Source organism: Lentzea sp. NPDC058450 (genome assembly GCF_042721395.1).
Taxonomy (GTDB): domain Bacteria; phylum Actinomycetota; class Actinomycetes; order Mycobacteriales; family Pseudonocardiaceae; genus Lentzea.
In genome coordinates this window covers 1-14,266 of sequence record NZ_JBHXLO010000020.1, presented here as the reverse complement: position 1 = coordinate 14,266, position 14,266 = coordinate 1, and the positions used below count along the sequence as shown (strand labels likewise).

At 69.0% G+C, this 14,266-nt stretch carries 13 protein-coding genes; 8 read left to right on the top strand and 5 right to left on the bottom strand.

Features of this window, described 5'->3' with window-relative positions:
• Positions 1-91 precede the first annotated feature (91 nt).
• The 6 genes from ACFWNN_RS27935 to ACFWNN_RS27910 all read left to right on the top strand — a co-directional run bounded on the left by ACFWNN_RS27935 (position 92) and on the right by ACFWNN_RS27910 (position 7,608).
• Positions 92-1,291, top strand: coding sequence for a glutamate-cysteine ligase family protein (locus tag ACFWNN_RS27935; RefSeq protein WP_382442899.1), 1,200 nt, complete (start codon positions 92-94; stop codon positions 1,289-1,291).
• On the top strand, positions 1,288-2,577 hold the full coding sequence (gene egtB / locus ACFWNN_RS27930) for an ergothioneine biosynthesis protein EgtB (RefSeq protein ID WP_382442898.1): 1,290 nt from the start codon (positions 1,288-1,290) through the stop codon (positions 2,575-2,577). Before ACFWNN_RS27935 ends, egtB begins: the two co-directional genes overlap by 4 nt.
• A gap of 4 nt (positions 2,578-2,581) precedes the next feature.
• Positions 2,582-3,307, top strand: a complete 726-nt coding sequence (gene egtC, locus ACFWNN_RS27925; protein ID WP_382442897.1) for an ergothioneine biosynthesis protein EgtC — start codon at positions 2,582-2,584, stop codon at positions 3,305-3,307.
• Positions 3,304-4,275 (top strand): L-histidine N(alpha)-methyltransferase, encoded by a 972-nt coding sequence (egtD, locus tag ACFWNN_RS27920; RefSeq protein ID WP_382442896.1) that lies wholly within the window; start codon positions 3,304-3,306, stop codon positions 4,273-4,275. The genes egtC and egtD overlap by 4 nt, the downstream gene beginning before the upstream one ends.
• Positions 4,276-4,338: 63 nt before the next feature.
• Positions 4,339-5,934, top strand: coding sequence for an alpha/beta hydrolase (locus ACFWNN_RS27915; RefSeq protein WP_382442895.1), 1,596 nt, complete (start codon positions 4,339-4,341; stop codon positions 5,932-5,934).
• A gap of 84 nt (positions 5,935-6,018) precedes the next feature.
• A complete protein-coding gene (locus ACFWNN_RS27910; protein WP_382442894.1) occupies positions 6,019-7,608 on the top strand; it encodes an alpha/beta hydrolase in 1,590 nt (529 codons plus the stop codon).
• A 312-nt stretch (positions 7,609-7,920) separates the two neighbouring features.
• On the opposite strand, the gene ACFWNN_RS27905 is transcribed toward ACFWNN_RS27910, so the two are convergent.
• Positions 7,921-8,640 carry a sulfite exporter TauE/SafE family protein gene (locus ACFWNN_RS27905; protein WP_382442893.1) on the bottom strand — a complete coding sequence of 240 codons (720 nt, stop codon included), beginning with the start codon at positions 8,638-8,640 and terminating at the stop codon, positions 7,921-7,923.
• Positions 8,641-8,723: 83 nt separating this feature from the next.
• Between ACFWNN_RS27905 and ACFWNN_RS27900 the strand changes: the two genes are divergently transcribed.
• Entirely contained in the window at positions 8,724-10,490 is a 1,767-nt protein-coding gene (locus ACFWNN_RS27900; RefSeq protein ID WP_382442892.1) for a LamG-like jellyroll fold domain-containing protein, read from the top strand.
• Here ACFWNN_RS27900 and ACFWNN_RS27895 read toward each other — a convergent pair.
• Both ACFWNN_RS27895 and ACFWNN_RS27890 read right to left on the bottom strand, forming a co-directional pair.
• Positions 10,450-11,370 (bottom strand): sigma-70 family RNA polymerase sigma factor, encoded by a 921-nt coding sequence (locus ACFWNN_RS27895; protein WP_382442891.1) that lies wholly within the window; start codon positions 11,368-11,370, stop codon positions 10,450-10,452. The genes ACFWNN_RS27900 and ACFWNN_RS27895 overlap by 41 nt on opposite strands.
• Positions 11,367-12,323 carry a helix-turn-helix transcriptional regulator gene (locus ACFWNN_RS27890; protein ID WP_382442890.1) on the bottom strand — a complete coding sequence of 319 codons (957 nt, stop codon included), beginning with the start codon at positions 12,321-12,323 and terminating at the stop codon, positions 11,367-11,369. Before ACFWNN_RS27890 ends, ACFWNN_RS27895 begins: the two co-directional genes overlap by 4 nt.
• 180 nt (positions 12,324-12,503) lie before the next feature.
• Between ACFWNN_RS27890 and ACFWNN_RS27885 the strand changes: the two genes are divergently transcribed.
• The gene (locus ACFWNN_RS27885) at positions 12,504-12,695 is read left to right on the top strand and encodes a S1 RNA-binding domain-containing protein (protein WP_382442889.1); all 192 of its coding nucleotides are present in this window, start codon (positions 12,504-12,506) and stop codon (positions 12,693-12,695) included.
• A gap of 36 nt (positions 12,696-12,731) precedes the next feature.
• Here ACFWNN_RS27885 and ACFWNN_RS27880 read toward each other — a convergent pair whose 3' ends face one another.
• Together ACFWNN_RS27880 and ACFWNN_RS27875 are read right to left on the bottom strand one after the other, a co-directional pair.
• Positions 12,732-13,610 carry a hypothetical protein gene (locus tag ACFWNN_RS27880; protein ID WP_382442888.1) on the bottom strand — a complete coding sequence of 293 codons (879 nt, stop codon included), beginning with the start codon at positions 13,608-13,610 and terminating at the stop codon, positions 12,732-12,734.
• Positions 13,586-14,047 carry a hypothetical protein gene (locus ACFWNN_RS27875; protein WP_382442887.1) on the bottom strand — a complete coding sequence of 154 codons (462 nt, stop codon included), beginning with the start codon at positions 14,045-14,047 and terminating at the stop codon, positions 13,586-13,588. The genes ACFWNN_RS27880 and ACFWNN_RS27875 overlap by 25 nt, the downstream gene beginning before the upstream one ends.
• Between the last annotated feature and the right edge of the window lie 219 nt (positions 14,048-14,266).

Sequence of the window (14,266 nt, the reverse complement as noted above, 5' to 3'; positions counted from 1 at the left end):
CTTCACTTGTTTCGTAAGGATTTGAGGGCTGCAACTGTCAGACCCCGCGTGTAGCGTCGAACGGGCCAGACGATCACGGGGAGTGTGGCAGGTGACTGCGTTGCGTGACCAACCGGCGCCGGCGAGATTCGCCGACCGCGCCGAGGCCGAGGCTTATGTGGCCTCGGTCTGTTTCAAGCACGGGCCTCCGAGGCTCTTCGGGGTGGAGTTGGAATGGACCGTCCACCACGCCGAAGACCCTGCTCAGGTCCTCGATCGGCACCGGCTCGCCGCCGCGCTCGGTGAGCACGCACCACCCACGCTAGTGCCCGACAGCCCCCAGCGGCCGCTTCCCAGCGGCACCCCGCTGACCGTCGAACCCGGCGGGCAGGTCGAGATCTCCACTCCTCCCTGCACCAGCCTCCCGGACCTCTTCCGGACGGTCTCCCAGGACATCGATCACCTCACCGAGATGCTCTCGGCCCATGGTCTCGTGCTCGGCGACAAGGGCGCTGACCAGCACAGACGTCCCACGCGCATGTTGCAGGTGCCGCGGTACGCCGCGATGGAGCACGCGTTCGGCGCGCTGGGGCAGGACGGCATCTCGATGATGTGCAACACCGCCGGCCTCCAGGTCTGCCTCGACTTCGGCGAGGCGAAGTACCTGCAGGACCGGTGGGCGGCCGTGCACCAGCTCGGGCCGGTGATGATCGCGTTGTTCGCGAACTCGCCGAGCATCGGCGGGATGCACGACGGCTGGGCCTCGGCCCGGATGAGAGCCCTGTACGGCTGTGATCCCGTGCGCACCAGACCTGCGGCTGTGTGCGCCGATCCGGCCCAGGCGTATGCGCGAAGAGTCCTGGACACGCCCGTGATCGTCGTGCGCGGGCCGGGTCCCAACTGGATTCCCCAGCGGCGGTTCACGTTTGCCGAGTGGATTTCCGGGGCACACGATCGTGCCCCCACGAGCGACGACCTCGACTACCACATGTCGTTGATGTTCCCGCCGGTCCGGCCGCGCGGGTACCTGGAGATCAGATACCTCGACACGCCCGCGCCTGGCGGGTGGGTCGCGCCGAGTGCGCTGCTCGTCGCGCTGTTCAGTGATCCGTCCGTTGTGGACGGTGTGCTGGCGGCGACGGAACGGGCTGCCGGGCGGTGGCTGGTGGCCGCACGGCACGGGTTGGCGGACGAACGCATCGCGCGTGCCGCACAAGACGTTGTGACGCTGGGTGTCGAGGCGTTGCCTCGCACTGGACTCGACGCCGGACAGATCAGCACCATCAGCCGGGAGCTTGAGGGGAAGCTGTGACCGAAGAACTCCGCGAGCAGGTGGCGGGGGAACTGTTGCGCTCGCGCGCGCGTTCCATCGCCCTGACCGACGCCGTCGACGAGCACGACCTCGTCCGGCAGCACTCGAAGTTGATGTCGCCGCTGGTCTGGGACCTGGCGCACATCGGCAACCAGGAAGAGCTGTGGCTCGTTCGCGACGTCGGCGGACGCGAACCGGTGCGCAGCGACATCGACGAGTACTACGACGCGTTCAAGTTCTCCCGCAGCGTGCGGCCCGAGCTGCCGTTGCTGAACCCGCGCGAGGCCCGGCAGTACGTCGGGGACGTGCGCGGCAAGGTGTTCGACGTGCTGGAGAAGGTGCCGCTGCAGGGGCGCCGGCTCGTCGAGAACGGGTTCGCGTTCGGCATGATCGTGCAGCACGAGCAGCAGCACGACGAGACGATGCTCGCGACGCACCAGCTGCGCACGGGCGAACCGGTGCTGCACGCACCCGCGCCGCCGGCCGGAAACCTCGTGCCCACAACGGAAGTGTTCATTCCGGGCGGACCGTTCGAGATGGGCACTTCGGACGAACCGTGGGCCCTGGACAACGAACGGCCCGCGCACGCTGTGCACGTCGACTCGTTCTTCATCGACACCACGCCGGTGACGAACGGCGAGTACGCGCAGTTCATCCTGGCCGGCGGGTACGACGACCGTCGGCTGTGGACGGACGAGGGCTGGAAGCACCGGACGGACGCGAAACTGGTGGCACCCCGGTTCTGGCAGCGCGAGGAGAACTCGTTCGTGCGCACGGCGTTCGGTGTCACCGAGCCGATCGTGCCGGACGAACCCGTGGTGCACGTGTGCTTCCACGAGGCCCAGGCCTACGCGACGTGGGCGGGCAAGCGGCTGCCCACCGAGCCCGAATGGGAGAAGGCCGCGCGGTTCGACACCGCGGCCGGCAAGACGCGCCGCTACCCGTGGGGTGACGAGGAACCGACCGAGGAGCACGCCAACCTCAACCAGCGCCACCTGCGCCCGGCCCCGGTCGGCGCGTACCCGGCCGGAGCGTCGCCCGCGGGCGTGCACCAGCTGATCGGTGACGTGTGGGAGTGGACGTTGAGCGACTTCGGGCCGTACCCGGGCTTCGAGGTGTTCCCGTACGAGGAGTACTCCCAGGTGTTCTTCGGGCCCGACTACAAGGTGCTGCGCGGCGGGTCGTTCGGCACCGACAAGTCGGCGATCCGCTCGACGTTCCGCAACTGGGACTACCCGATCAGAAGGCAGATCTTCGCCGGCTTCCGCTGCGCCAGGGACGCCTAGGCCGATGTGCCGCCATCTGGCTTACCTGGGCGCAGCCGTGCCCGTCGCAGGCCCGCTCCTCGAGGCACCGCACTCGCTGGAGCACCAGTCCTACGCGCCGCGGGACATGCGGGCCGGGGGAACCGTGAACGTCGACGGCTACGGCGTCGGCTGGTTCCCTGGCCCGGTGCGGTACCGGCGCGCGGGCACGCTGTGGAGCGACCCGAACCTGCGGCAGCTGGCTTCGACGTCGTCGGGCGCTTTCCTGGCGGCGGTGCGGTCGGCGACGACGGGCATGCCGGTGACCGACGCCGCCTGCGCGCCGTTCACCGACGGCACCTGGCTCTTCAGCCACAACGGGCGGGTCGACGGCTGGCCGCACACCGTGGCCGGGCTCGCGAAGACGGTCGACGTCACCGATCTGCTCACGATGGACGCGCCGACCGACTCCGCTCTGCTGTGGACGGTGCTGCGGCGCCGTCTGGAGACCGGGAAGGATCCGGCGGAGGCGCTTGTTGAACTCGTGCGAGAGGTCGCGGACGTGGCGCCGAAGTCACGCCTGAACTTCTTGCTGACCAACGGAGAAGTGCTCGTGGGGACGACATGGACACACGCCCTGTGGGTGCTGCAAGACGGTGAGGGCGTGACACTCGCGTCCGAACCGCTCGACGACGACCCGGGCTGGCGGGAGATCCCCGACCGGCACGTGGTCACCGCCGTTCCATCCACTGTGGAGGTTCGACCGATATGACCGAGCCGGTGCTGGACGTTCATCTCACCCCGGAGGACGCCGCACACGCGCTACGTGCCGACGTGCGGGCCGGACTGACCGCGGACCCCAAGTGGGTCTCGCCGAAGTGGTTCTACGACGCCGTGGGCAGTGCGTTGTTCGAGGACATCACGCGGTTGCCCGAGTACTACCCGACCCGAGCCGAACGCGAGGTGCTGGCCGAACGGGCGGGCGAGATCGCCTCGACGACGGGCGCGCACTCGTTGGTGGAGCTGGGTTCCGGATCTTCGGAGAAGACGCGGCTGCTGCTCAGCGCGTTGCGCGAGCACGGCACGCTCCGGGAGTTCGTGCCGCAGGACGTGTCGGTGTCGGCGCTGACCGAGGCCGCGCACGCGATCATGGCGGACTACCCCGGGCTGCGCGTGCACGGCGTGGTCGGCGACTTCACGCAGCACCTGTCGCTGCTGCCGGGCGAGTCGCCGCGGGTGGTGGCGTTCCTGGGCGGCACGATCGGCAACCTGATCCCGGAGGAGCGGGAGAAGTTCCTGCGCACCGTCAGGGACGTGCTGGAACCGGGGGAGTGGCTGCTGCTCGGCACCGACCTGGTCAAGGACCCCGGCACGCTGGTGAGGGCGTACGACGACGCGCAGGGCGTGACGGCGGAGTTCAACCGCAACGTGCTGAACGTGCTCAACCGCGAGGTCGGCGGCGACTTCGACGTCGAGGCGTTCGAGCACGTGGCGTTGTGGAACGCCGAGCAGGAGTGGATCGAGATGCGGCTGCGGGCGAAGCGGGCGATGACCGTGCGGCTGGCCGAGCTCGGGCTGACCGTGGAGTTCCGCGAGGGTGAGGAGCTGCGGACCGAGGTGTCGGCCAAGTTCCGCGAGGACGGCGTGCGTCAAGAGCTGGAGGACGCCGGATTTTCGCTGCACCGGTGGTGGACCGACGCGGAGGGCAGGTTCGCGGTCTCGCTCGCGCAGGCCGTGTAATCGGGACCACAACCCGACGATAGGCGGGTACACAGCGTGCACGCCCGGTGATGGGCTGCCACGATGAGACCTGCATCAACGCGTGCCGTGCGCGTGGCGCTCGCCAGTGCGCTCGCGCTCGGCACCGTCATCACCGGGCTGGGCAGCGCTTCTGCCCAGCCCGAGACAGCATCGGCCAAGCCCGCCGCCTGGGGGCCCTGCGCGGCGGACGTGCTCGCCGAGATCCCCGCCGCCGAACGCACGAAGGTCAGCTGCGCCGTCCAGGTCGTGCCCGTCGACCACTCGCGGCCGCGCGGTGACACGACCGGCGTGGTCATGATGAAGCGCCCGGCCGGCGACCCGGCGAAGAAGATCGGCTCGCTGTTCATCAACCCCGGTGGCCCCGGCGGCGCCGGACTGATCTACAGCGCCTACGGTTCCAGCTTCTTCACGCCGGAGATCCTGGAGAAGTTCGACCTCATCGGCTTCGACCCGCGGGGTGTGGGCCGGAGCGCGCCGCTGCGCTGCTTCCGCACGCAGGAGGAGGCGGACGCGGTCAACGAGGGCTGGTTCGCCCTGCCGCGCACCAAAGACGAGATCGCGTCGTCGATCCGGCAGTCGAAGGCCTACACGGACTACTGCAAGATCAACGCCGGTCCGCTGCTGAACCACATGTCGACCGAGGCCGTCGCGCGCGACCTCGACGCGATGCGCGAGTCCGTGGGGGACAAGCAGCTCACGTACGTCGGGTTCTCGTACGGCACGCTGCTCGGTGCGACCTACGCGAACATCTTCCCGACCAAGTCGCGGGCGCTGGTGCTGGACGGCAACGTCGACCCGAAGCTGCGGCTGACGAACGGTGCCCAGTACGACAAGGAGCGCGCGCGGGGCTTCGAGATCGCGCTGGACGCGATGCTCAAGCGCTGTGACTCCGTCGGGGTCGAGCGGTGTGCGTTCGCCGGTGGCGCGCGCAAGAAGTTCGACGACATCCGCACGAAGCTGGGCCAGGGTCCCACGACGTTGCCGAACGGCACGCAGGTGACGCTGACCGACGTCGTCGGCCGCACGTCGAGCAACCTGTACAGCCCGACGTCGTTCAAGTCGCTGACCGCGTGGCTGCAGTCGATCCACGCCGCGCAGAACCCGTCCGCCGCGTCGCTGGCCGTGCAGTCCGTTGTGGACGTTCCGATGCTGAACAACCAGGCCGGCCGCGCGGACGTCCGGGTGCTGCCGGACACGCCGTACACCGCGGACGACTCGTACTACGCGGTGAACTGCATCGACAAGCCGTTCGCGCGCACGAACCGCAACTGGGCCACGACGGCCGCGCAGTGGGAGAAGGAGTCGCCGACGTTCGGCCGCTACCAGGCCGCGTCCGACCTGCTGACGTGCCCGACCTGGCCGACGCGCAACCCGGACCGCTGGATCGGGCCGTGGAACAAGAAGACCAAGAACCCGATCGTGGTCGTGGGCAACTACTACGACCCGGCGACGCAGTACCTGTTCGCGCAGCGCATGACGAAGCAGCTCGGCAACGCCCGGCTGATCAGCGTCGACGCTTTCGGGCACTGCATCCTCGGTGACTCGGCCGGTGCCGACGCCGCCGTGACGCGGTACCTGGTGGACCTCACCGCGCCCGCCAACGGGCAGGTCTTCCAGCCGAACGCGCAGCCGTTCTAGGTTTTTCCCGGACCCGCCTGTCGTCGGGCACAACCCGACGATAGGCGGGTACAAACGATGCACGCTGGGTGATGGGGTGCATCCGTGACGTCATCTTCCTTGCGTGTCGTTCTCACGAGTGCGCTCGTGCTCGGCACCATCGCTTCCGGCCTGGGCACCGCCCAGGCCGACTCCGTCAGACCCGCTGCCTGGGGGCAGTGCGCGGCTGACGTGCTCGCCACCCTTCCCGCCACCGTGACGCCCGAGGAGCGCGCGCGGTTGTCGTGCGCCGTTCAGGACGTGCCCGTCGACCACTCGCGCCCGCGCGGGGAGAAGACCGGCATCGCCATGATGAAGCGCCCGGCCAACGACCCGTCGCGCAAGATCGGCACGATCTTCCTCAACCCCGGCGGTCCCGGCGGTTCGGGCCTGATCCGCGGCGCCATCGCCAAGAACTACTTCGGGGCGTCCGTGCTCGACCGGTTCGACGTCGTCGGCTTCGACCCGCGCGGCGTGGCCCGGTCCGCGCCGATGCGCTGCTTCCGCACCCAGGAAGAGGCCGAGGCGGTCAACGATGGCTGGTACTCGCTGCCCCGGACCACCGAGGAGATCACTTCGTCGATCCGGCAGTCCAAGGCCTACACGGACTACTGCAAGATCAACGCCGGTCCGCTGCTCAACCACATGTCGACCGAGGCCGTCGCCCGCGACCTCGACGTCATGCGCGAGGCGGTGGGGGACAAGCAGCTCAACTTCGTCGGCTTCTCGTACGGCACGTTGATCGGCTCGACCTACGCCAACATCTTCCCGCAGCGCACCCGCGCGATGGTGATCGACGGCAACGTCGACCCGCAGTTGCGTCTGACGAACGGCGCGCAGTACGACCGCGAGCGCGCCCGCGGCTTCGAGATCGCGCTCGACGCGATGCTGAAGCGGTGTGACAGCGCGGGTGCGGAGAAGTGCGCGTTCGCCGGTGACTCCCGCGGCAAGTTCGAGGCCATGAAGGTCGCGTTGGCCAAGGCACCCGCGACGTTGCCGAACGGCACTGTCGTGACGCTGTCCGACGTGGTCAACCGCGTGGCCGGCGACCTGTACTCGATCGCCCGCATCGCGCCGCTGGCCGCGTGGCTGCAGTCGATCCACACGGCCCTGAACCCGGCGGCTTCGCTGAGCGTTCAGTCCACTGTGGAACTCGCGGCGCCGCTGGCCAACGCCGGTGGCCGCTGGGACGTCGACCCGCTGCCCGACACCCCGTACACCGCGGACGACTCGTACTACGGCGTGAACTGCATCGACAAGCCGTTCTCCCGCACCACCCGCACCTGGGCCGCGACCGCGGCGAAGTGGGAGAAGGAGTCGCCGACGTTCGGCCGCTACCAGGCCGCGTCGGACCTGCTCACGTGTGCCACGTGGCCGACCCGCAACCCGGACCGCTGGATCGGGCCGTGGAACAAGAAGACGAAGAACCCGATCGTCGTGGTGGGCAACTACTACGACCCGGCGACGCAGTACCTGTTCGCCCAGCGCATGGCCAAGCAGCTCGGCAACGCGCGACTGGTGAGCGTGGACTCGTTCGGCCACTGCATCCTGGGCCGCTCGGCCGGCACGGACGCGGTCGTCGCGAAGTACCTGGTGGACCTCGTGCCGCCGGCTGAGGGCCAGGTGTTCCAGCCGAACGTTCAGCCGTTCGCCTGATCTGGTCTGCGGCGGCGGTGCTCCAACAGCGCCGCCGCCGCAGTCGGGAGCAGCAGCACGTACCCGGCGTACGTCGGTGAGAACCACACGGTCAGACCGAGGATCGCTGCTGCGACGAACGAAAGCCATGCGCGCCCTGCGATGACCGGACGCGGTCACCAGGCAGACTGTGGTCGGCGATGAAGGCGAGCGGGGATCCCTGCCCTCACAGTTCAGCTCGTCGGCGTCCCTGTCGGCTTGCGCGACACGACGTCCCGTAGCTCGGGAGCAAAGCCGTCGCGCGCTCGTTTTCACGGCGGCGCGCTTCCGCGTTCACAGCAGTGCGCTCCGCATGATCAGCACCACCGCACTCGCCCCGGCCACCACCAGCATCGGCGTCCGCACGCCTTTCGAGTCGAACCTCTTGCGCAACGGCCCCGAGAACAGGAACCCCACGATCAGGAACGGGACCAGCAGCACCCCGGTCCACAGCTGGTGCGCGGTGACGTTGCCCGCGATGCTCAACCCGATCATCGACACGATCGACCCCAGCGTGAAGAACGCCGCCAGCGTCGCCCGCACCTGCGGCCCCTCCTGGTTCTGGTAGACCAGCGCGATCATCGGCCCGCCGACGGACGTGGCCGTGCCGAACGACCCGCTCGCCACCCCGGCCGTGACCAGCGACGGCGGTGTGGGCTGCGGCCGCCACGACGTGACCGACAGCAGGACGCACACCAGCACGGCCACGCCCACGACGACGCCGAAGCTGCGCTGGTCGAGCGAGTCGACGATCCAGATGCCGATGGCCGTGCCGGGCAGCCTGCCGAGCATCGCCCAGCCGACGCCGCGCCAGTCGACGTGGCCGAACTCCCGGACCAGCGACAGCAACGCGTGCGCGCAGGCGATGACGAGGACCGGCACCGGGACCAGCGCCGGGTCCAGCAACGCGAGCAGCGGCACGGCGACGAGGGCCAGGCCGAAGCCGATCAGGCCCTGCAACAACCCTCCGAAAGCGACGATCACACCTGCCGCGACCAGCAATCCCCAGGACATGGTTAGCTACGCTACAGATCTGCGCGAGCAGGTTTCTCCTTCCGTTCTCCTCGCGTTGGCCAGGCGCACCTACGCTCCGCGCCATGACCGCGTCTCGTCGTTCCTTCCTGCTCGGCACCGGTGCGACCGCCGCCGCTGCCGCCCTGGTCACGCCTGGTTCCGCAGCTGCTGACAACGTTGTCTCGCCTGGCCGTCCCGACACCGGCTCGCGGCGCTTCACGCTCGCCGTGATCCCGGACACGCAGTACATGTTCGACCTCGACCGGGGTGACTCGGCGCCGTTGAAGGCGACGCTCCAGTACCTGGTCGATCGTCAGAGGTCCGAGAACATCGTCTTCATCAGCCACCTCGGCGACCTCGTCGAGAACGCCCGGAAGAGCGAGATCGACGACATCAGCGCGCGGTTCGAGGTGCTCGACCGGCGGCGCATCGGGTACAGCGTGCTCGCGGGCAACCACGACGTGCCGGACTCGCGCCTCGACGACCAGCGCGGGCGGACGCCGTACCTGGACAGGTTCGGACCCGGCCGGTTCCGGCAGTCGCCGACGTTCCGCGGCGCGAGCGCGGACGGCTACAACTCGTTCCACGTCTTCCGCGCGGCCGGTAAGGAGTGGCTGGTCCTGGCGCTGGACTGGCGCATGTCGGCCAAGGGGTTCGAGTGGGCGCGGTCGGTGCTGCGCGAACACGCCAAGCTGCCGGTCATCCTGACCACGCACGAGCTCGTGTACGACGGCGGGGACGGCGTCGCGGCCATGTCCGACTACGGGCGCCGGCTGTGGGACGAGCTGATCAAGGACAACGACCAGATCTTCCTGACGCTGAACGGGCACTTCTGGCCGCCCGCGCGCACCGTCCTGCGCAACACCGCCGGCAACGACGTGCACGTGCACATCGCGAACTACCAGGACCGCTACTACGGCGGCGGCGCGATGATCCGCCTCTACCACTTCGACCTCGACCGCGGCGTGATCGACGTGCGCACGCTGTCGCCGTGGCTGCTCGGCAAGAAGGCGCTCAACCCGTTGGAGCGCAAGGAGACCGAGCTGACCGGTCCGGCCGACCGGTTCAGCGTGCCGATCGACTTCGAGCAGCGCTTCGCCCGGTTCGACCCGCCCGTGCTGCCTCCCGCGCAGCCGGTGCGCGACGTCCTGGTGCGCGGCACGGTCGCGTACTGGCGGCTCGGCGAAGGGCTGAAGGACCTGTCGGGCAAGGGGAACGACCTGCGGCAGACCGGCGAGCTGACAGTCTCGGACGACCACAGCCGGTTCGCGCCGTCGCACAAGTCGTTGTTCTTCGGCAAGAACGGCTATCTGACCACTGTGGACAGCGCGCCGCTGAACCGCGAGACGTTCGAGCGCGGCTACACGATCGAGGTGTTCTTGAAGCTGCCCAACGGGTTCGACCACCCGTGGTGCGGCCTGTTCACCAAGCTCGCGCCCGGCTCGGCGGCCGGCAAGACCGGCGACGACCCGAGCGAGCCGATCGCGACCCTGAACGTGGCCGGTGGCGGCCAGCTGCAGTGGGCGGTGTTCCCGCGCACCCTGCCGGGCATCTCCACCAACTGGGGCCACGAGATGGACTACGAGACGTGGTGGCACATCGCCGTGGTCAACGACGGGGTGCACACGACGTTGTACGTCGACGGGTCGCCGTTGCTGCGCAACCCGTCCACGCCCGCGCGCGGCATCGCGACGGCCGATGCCCCGTGGCTGGTCGGCGCCTACGCGTACAACAGGATCGTGGAGAAGTCGTTGCACGGCTGGGTCGGTGACCTGCGGGTGGTGAACCGTCCGTTGGACCGCTCCGAGTTCATGCGTGCGAAGGCAGCCCGAACTTCGGGAACAGACTGAGGTCGAAGAACGACGAGACGCGCGTGATCCGGTCGTTCTTGGCTTCCAGCACCTGGAGGTTGAACGGCCGGAACACGCCGTCTTCGGCGCGGAGGTAGAGACCGAAGGCGGGCTGGCCGTTGGCCTCGGTGGCGATCATGCGCGCGCCGTGCGGGACGGCCGGGCACTGGTGGGCGAGGTGCCACGCGACCATCCGCGGTCCGACGTAGAACTGCGGGAACGGCGGCATCTCCCAGATCACGTCCTCGGCGAACATGCCGATGATCGCCGGGATGTCCTTGGCCTCGAAGGCCTTCACCCAGCGGTCGAGCAGCTCCTTGGCCGCCGCGGGTTCGGTGACCTGGTCCTCGGTGAGGTCCTTGAGCTGCGCGTGGGCGCGTTGCAGGGCGCTGTTGACGGCCGCGACCGTCATCTCCAGCTCGTCCGTGGTCTCGGCGGCGCTCAGCCTGAGCACGTCGCGCAGGATCAGCACCGCGCGTTGCCGGGGCGGAAGGTGTTGCAGGGCGGCGACGAACGCGAGCCGGGTGGACTCCCGCTCGCCGACGATCGCGGCCGGGTCGGTCGGGAACGGTTCGAGCCACGGGATCTCGTGGTCCTCGGTGAGCTCGTCGCGTTCGGTCGAGCCCTGGGTGCCGAGCCCGAACGGCAGCGGGCGGCGGGTGCGGCCGTCGAGCGCGGTCAGGCAGGCGTTCGTGGCGATGCGGTACAGCCAGGTGCGCACGGACGAGCGACCTTCGAACGCGCCATACGCCTTCCAGGCGCGCAGGTACGTCTCCTGCACCAGGTCCTCGGCGTCGTGCAGGGAGCCGAGCATGCGGTAGCAGTGGGCGAGCAGTTCCCGTCTGAACGGGTCCGCGGCGGTCTCGAAGTCCACGGTCACGCCTGGACCGCCTTCCGCAGTCGGGTGATGAGCATCCTGATGTGCTCCTTGAGCTCCGGCGGTTCGTGCAGGTCGAAGTCGAGGCCGATGAACAGCAGGTAGAACACCATCCGGTCGAGCGACTCGGCGCCGGTGCGCAGCAGGCACGAGTGCTCGTCGATCGGTTCCAGCGAGACTGCCATGGGGGAGGTGCGTTCGGCCACCTCGTGCAGCGGCGCGTGGATCGTCAGGACGGCCTGGTAGGTGTAGACGTTCGAGGCGACCTGCCGGGAGACGAACTCGCCCAGCGACTCCGCCGGTGGTTCGCGGGGCGTGAACCGCGCGGCCAGAGAGGGTTCCTCGGTGATCCTGTCCACCCGGAACGTTCGCCAGTCCTGTTTGGACACGTCCCACGCGACGAGGTACCAGCGCCGTCCGGTGTGCACCAGGCCCTGCGGCTCCACGAGCCGCTTCGACGGCTCGCCTTGCGTTGCGGCGTAGGCGAACCGGAGCTGCTGGTGGTCGCGACAGGCGGCGGCGATGACCGTCAGCGTCTCGGGATCCACGGTCGGCCCGGCGGCGTTGAGGGGCGTGGTGTGCGTCTGAAGCGCCTGGACGCGCCTTCTGAGGCGCGTCGGCAGGATCTGCTCCAGCTTGGTGAGAGCGCGGATCGACGTCTCCTCGATACCCGCGATCGTGCCGTTGGCCGCGGTGCGCAGGCCCACGGCCACCGCCACCGCCTCGTCGTCGTCCAGCAGCAACGGCGGCAGCTCAGCGCCCGCGCCGAGCTGGTACCCACCGGCCGCGCCGGGCAGCGACGTGACGGGATACCCGAGGCTGCGGAGCTTGTCGACGTCGCGGCGGATCGTGCGGACGTCCACGCTGAGGCGACCGGCGAGCTCCGGTCCCGTCCAGTCGCGCCGCACCTGGAGCAGCGACAGGAGCTTCAGCAGCCGTGCGGACGTCTCCAGCATGCCCGCGAGTCTAGATTCCGTTGCGGACAACGGCCTGCGGTGGTTAAGGTTCTCGGTATGACTGCCGGGTCGGCCTTGTGCCGTGAGCGGAACGGTTGCCCGGCCCTGACTTGATCAGGGCCCCTCCATCCCGCGCGCTTCTCGTTGGAACAGCGCGCTTGGGAGAGGAGGTGATGCGCAATGCTTCCCGATGTTGGTGATGTCTTCTCGGGGAAGGTCGTCTCGACCGTTCCCTTCGGATCGTTCGTCGAGCACCCCGCTGGTGCACACGGACTTCTGCACGGTCAGCAGGCCGAGGTCGGTACCTCGGTCCAGGTGAAGGTACTCGCGGTCGACACCGCGCAGCAGCGCTTCAGCCTGGAGCTGGCGTGACCTGAGAGCGCGGGCAGAGGCGCCCTGCCCGTTCGCTCACGGTCGGCGGTAGTCCGCACACTCGCTGGTCAGGCGGTCGTGCAGGGTCTTGCGGTGCCCGTCTTCCTCGGGCGCCGGCCCCAGCGCGTCCGCAGGGCTGGTGACCTCGTGCAGCAGCCGGTACAGCACCACGTCCGTTGCGGTGTAAAGCCAATCGTCCGCCCTGCCGGGCGGTGCGGCGGGCCCGAGGACGTTCTCGAACCACGCGGGAAACAGCAGATCGCTGGCCACCGCGTCTTCCAGTCGCGCGCGGATGAGGTTCCGCACGTGCTTGATGGCCTCGTTGCCGGTCGACTTGGCAACGGTGTCCTTGGCGTGCGCGTCGTCGTGCGGAGCTTCGGGCCGTTCTTTGCCGGCTATCGTTTGCCATTGCTTGTAATGCTTGCGCCACAACGCTTCCGCGTTGGCCGGGAGGTGCGTCAGAGCCTCGGCGGCGTCGATCGCCTCCGCGGCGACCCTGTCGTACTCGGCGATAGCCCTGCGGGTGTCCTTGGCCTCCTGCGGCGTGAAACTCCTGCGCGCGTAGGCCTCCTGCCCCTTGAGGATCTTGGCCAGATCCGCGCCCTCGATCTCCGGCCACGCGTCGAAGTCGGCCTTGCGCGTCTCGCCGGCGCGCACCTTCCTGTTGAGCGCCACCAGAAGCCGCTCCAGCCGGTGCACGCTCTCCGCCAGCTCGGTCACCCGGTCAGCGGTCTTCGTGACCTTGCGATTGGTGTCCTTGAGCTGGTTGGTCTGACTGAGCTGGTGGTGCGCCGCGTCGGTCTGGGCGTTGTCGATGCGGGTCTCGAGCGACTTCAGCTCCTTCTTGAGCCGCTCGATCTTGTCGTCCAGAGCCTTGACGGGATCGATGTTCACTTGAGCGTCCTCCAGGCCCACCAGCCGATGCCGACCAGGGTGACGAGTGTCGCCCAGCCGCTCACGAGCGGGGTCAGGAGGGTGGCGGCGAGCGCCGCGGTGATCGCTGTGGTGCGCGCCCTTGGTTCCCAGAGTGTTCGGCCTGTCGGGTCCACCAGCACCGCCGCCGCGGTGGCCACCGCGGTGAGGAGGGAGAGCAGGGACCAGGCGTCGAACCAGCCGACCGCGACGATCAGGGCCGCCGCGGTCGTCGCCGTGGCGATCGCCCGGTTCGGGACGGTCAGCCTGGCCGCCTCCACGTCCCTGCGGGCCTGCATGACCGCGTCGACGTGGTCGTTCGTGGTGTCGAGCAGGGTGCGGAAGTCCGGGCTGCCGGGGCCTGCTGTCTGGAGGGCTCGCAGTGCTGTTCGCAGGGATTGCTGGCGGTCGGCCAGGCGGGCGAACGGATCGGCTGCCATGCCCTGAAATCGTGATCAAGCGGGGTGGGCTGGGCTAGGCCTGTGAGGGGAGTTGGTCCGGTTGCCGACGAACTTCCCTCGCTCGGCCTAACGGTCACCTTGGCGGGCGGGTCGCTCAGGCACTGACGAGCGTGGTCGAGTCATCGCCGCTGGCGCGTCGATAGAGATTGGGGCTTGACTTCGGGGCCCTTGCGAGGTGCTGGTCGGCCGGAAAAGGCC

Coding starts and splice junctions, on each gene's coding strand:
- ACFWNN_RS27900 (WP_382442892.1), top strand. CDS start 8,724: ATGACCGCGTCTCGTCGTTCCTTCCTGCTCGGCACCGGTGCGACCGCC.
- egtC (WP_382442897.1), top strand. CDS start 2,582: ATGTGCCGCCATCTGGCTTACCTGGGCGCAGCCGTGCCCGTCGCAGGC.
- egtD (WP_382442896.1), top strand. CDS start 3,304: ATGACCGAGCCGGTGCTGGACGTTCATCTCACCCCGGAGGACGCCGCA.
- ACFWNN_RS27875 (WP_382442887.1), bottom strand. CDS start 14,047: ATGGCAGCCGATCCGTTCGCCCGCCTGGCCGACCGCCAGCAATCCCTG.
- ACFWNN_RS27915 (WP_382442895.1), top strand. CDS start 4,339: ATGAGACCTGCATCAACGCGTGCCGTGCGCGTGGCGCTCGCCAGTGCG.
- ACFWNN_RS27885 (WP_382442889.1), top strand. CDS start 12,504: ATGCTTCCCGATGTTGGTGATGTCTTCTCGGGGAAGGTCGTCTCGACC.
- ACFWNN_RS27905 (WP_382442893.1), bottom strand. CDS start 8,640: ATGTCCTGGGGATTGCTGGTCGCGGCAGGTGTGATCGTCGCTTTCGGA.
- ACFWNN_RS27890 (WP_382442890.1), bottom strand. CDS start 12,323: ATGCTGGAGACGTCCGCACGGCTGCTGAAGCTCCTGTCGCTGCTCCAG.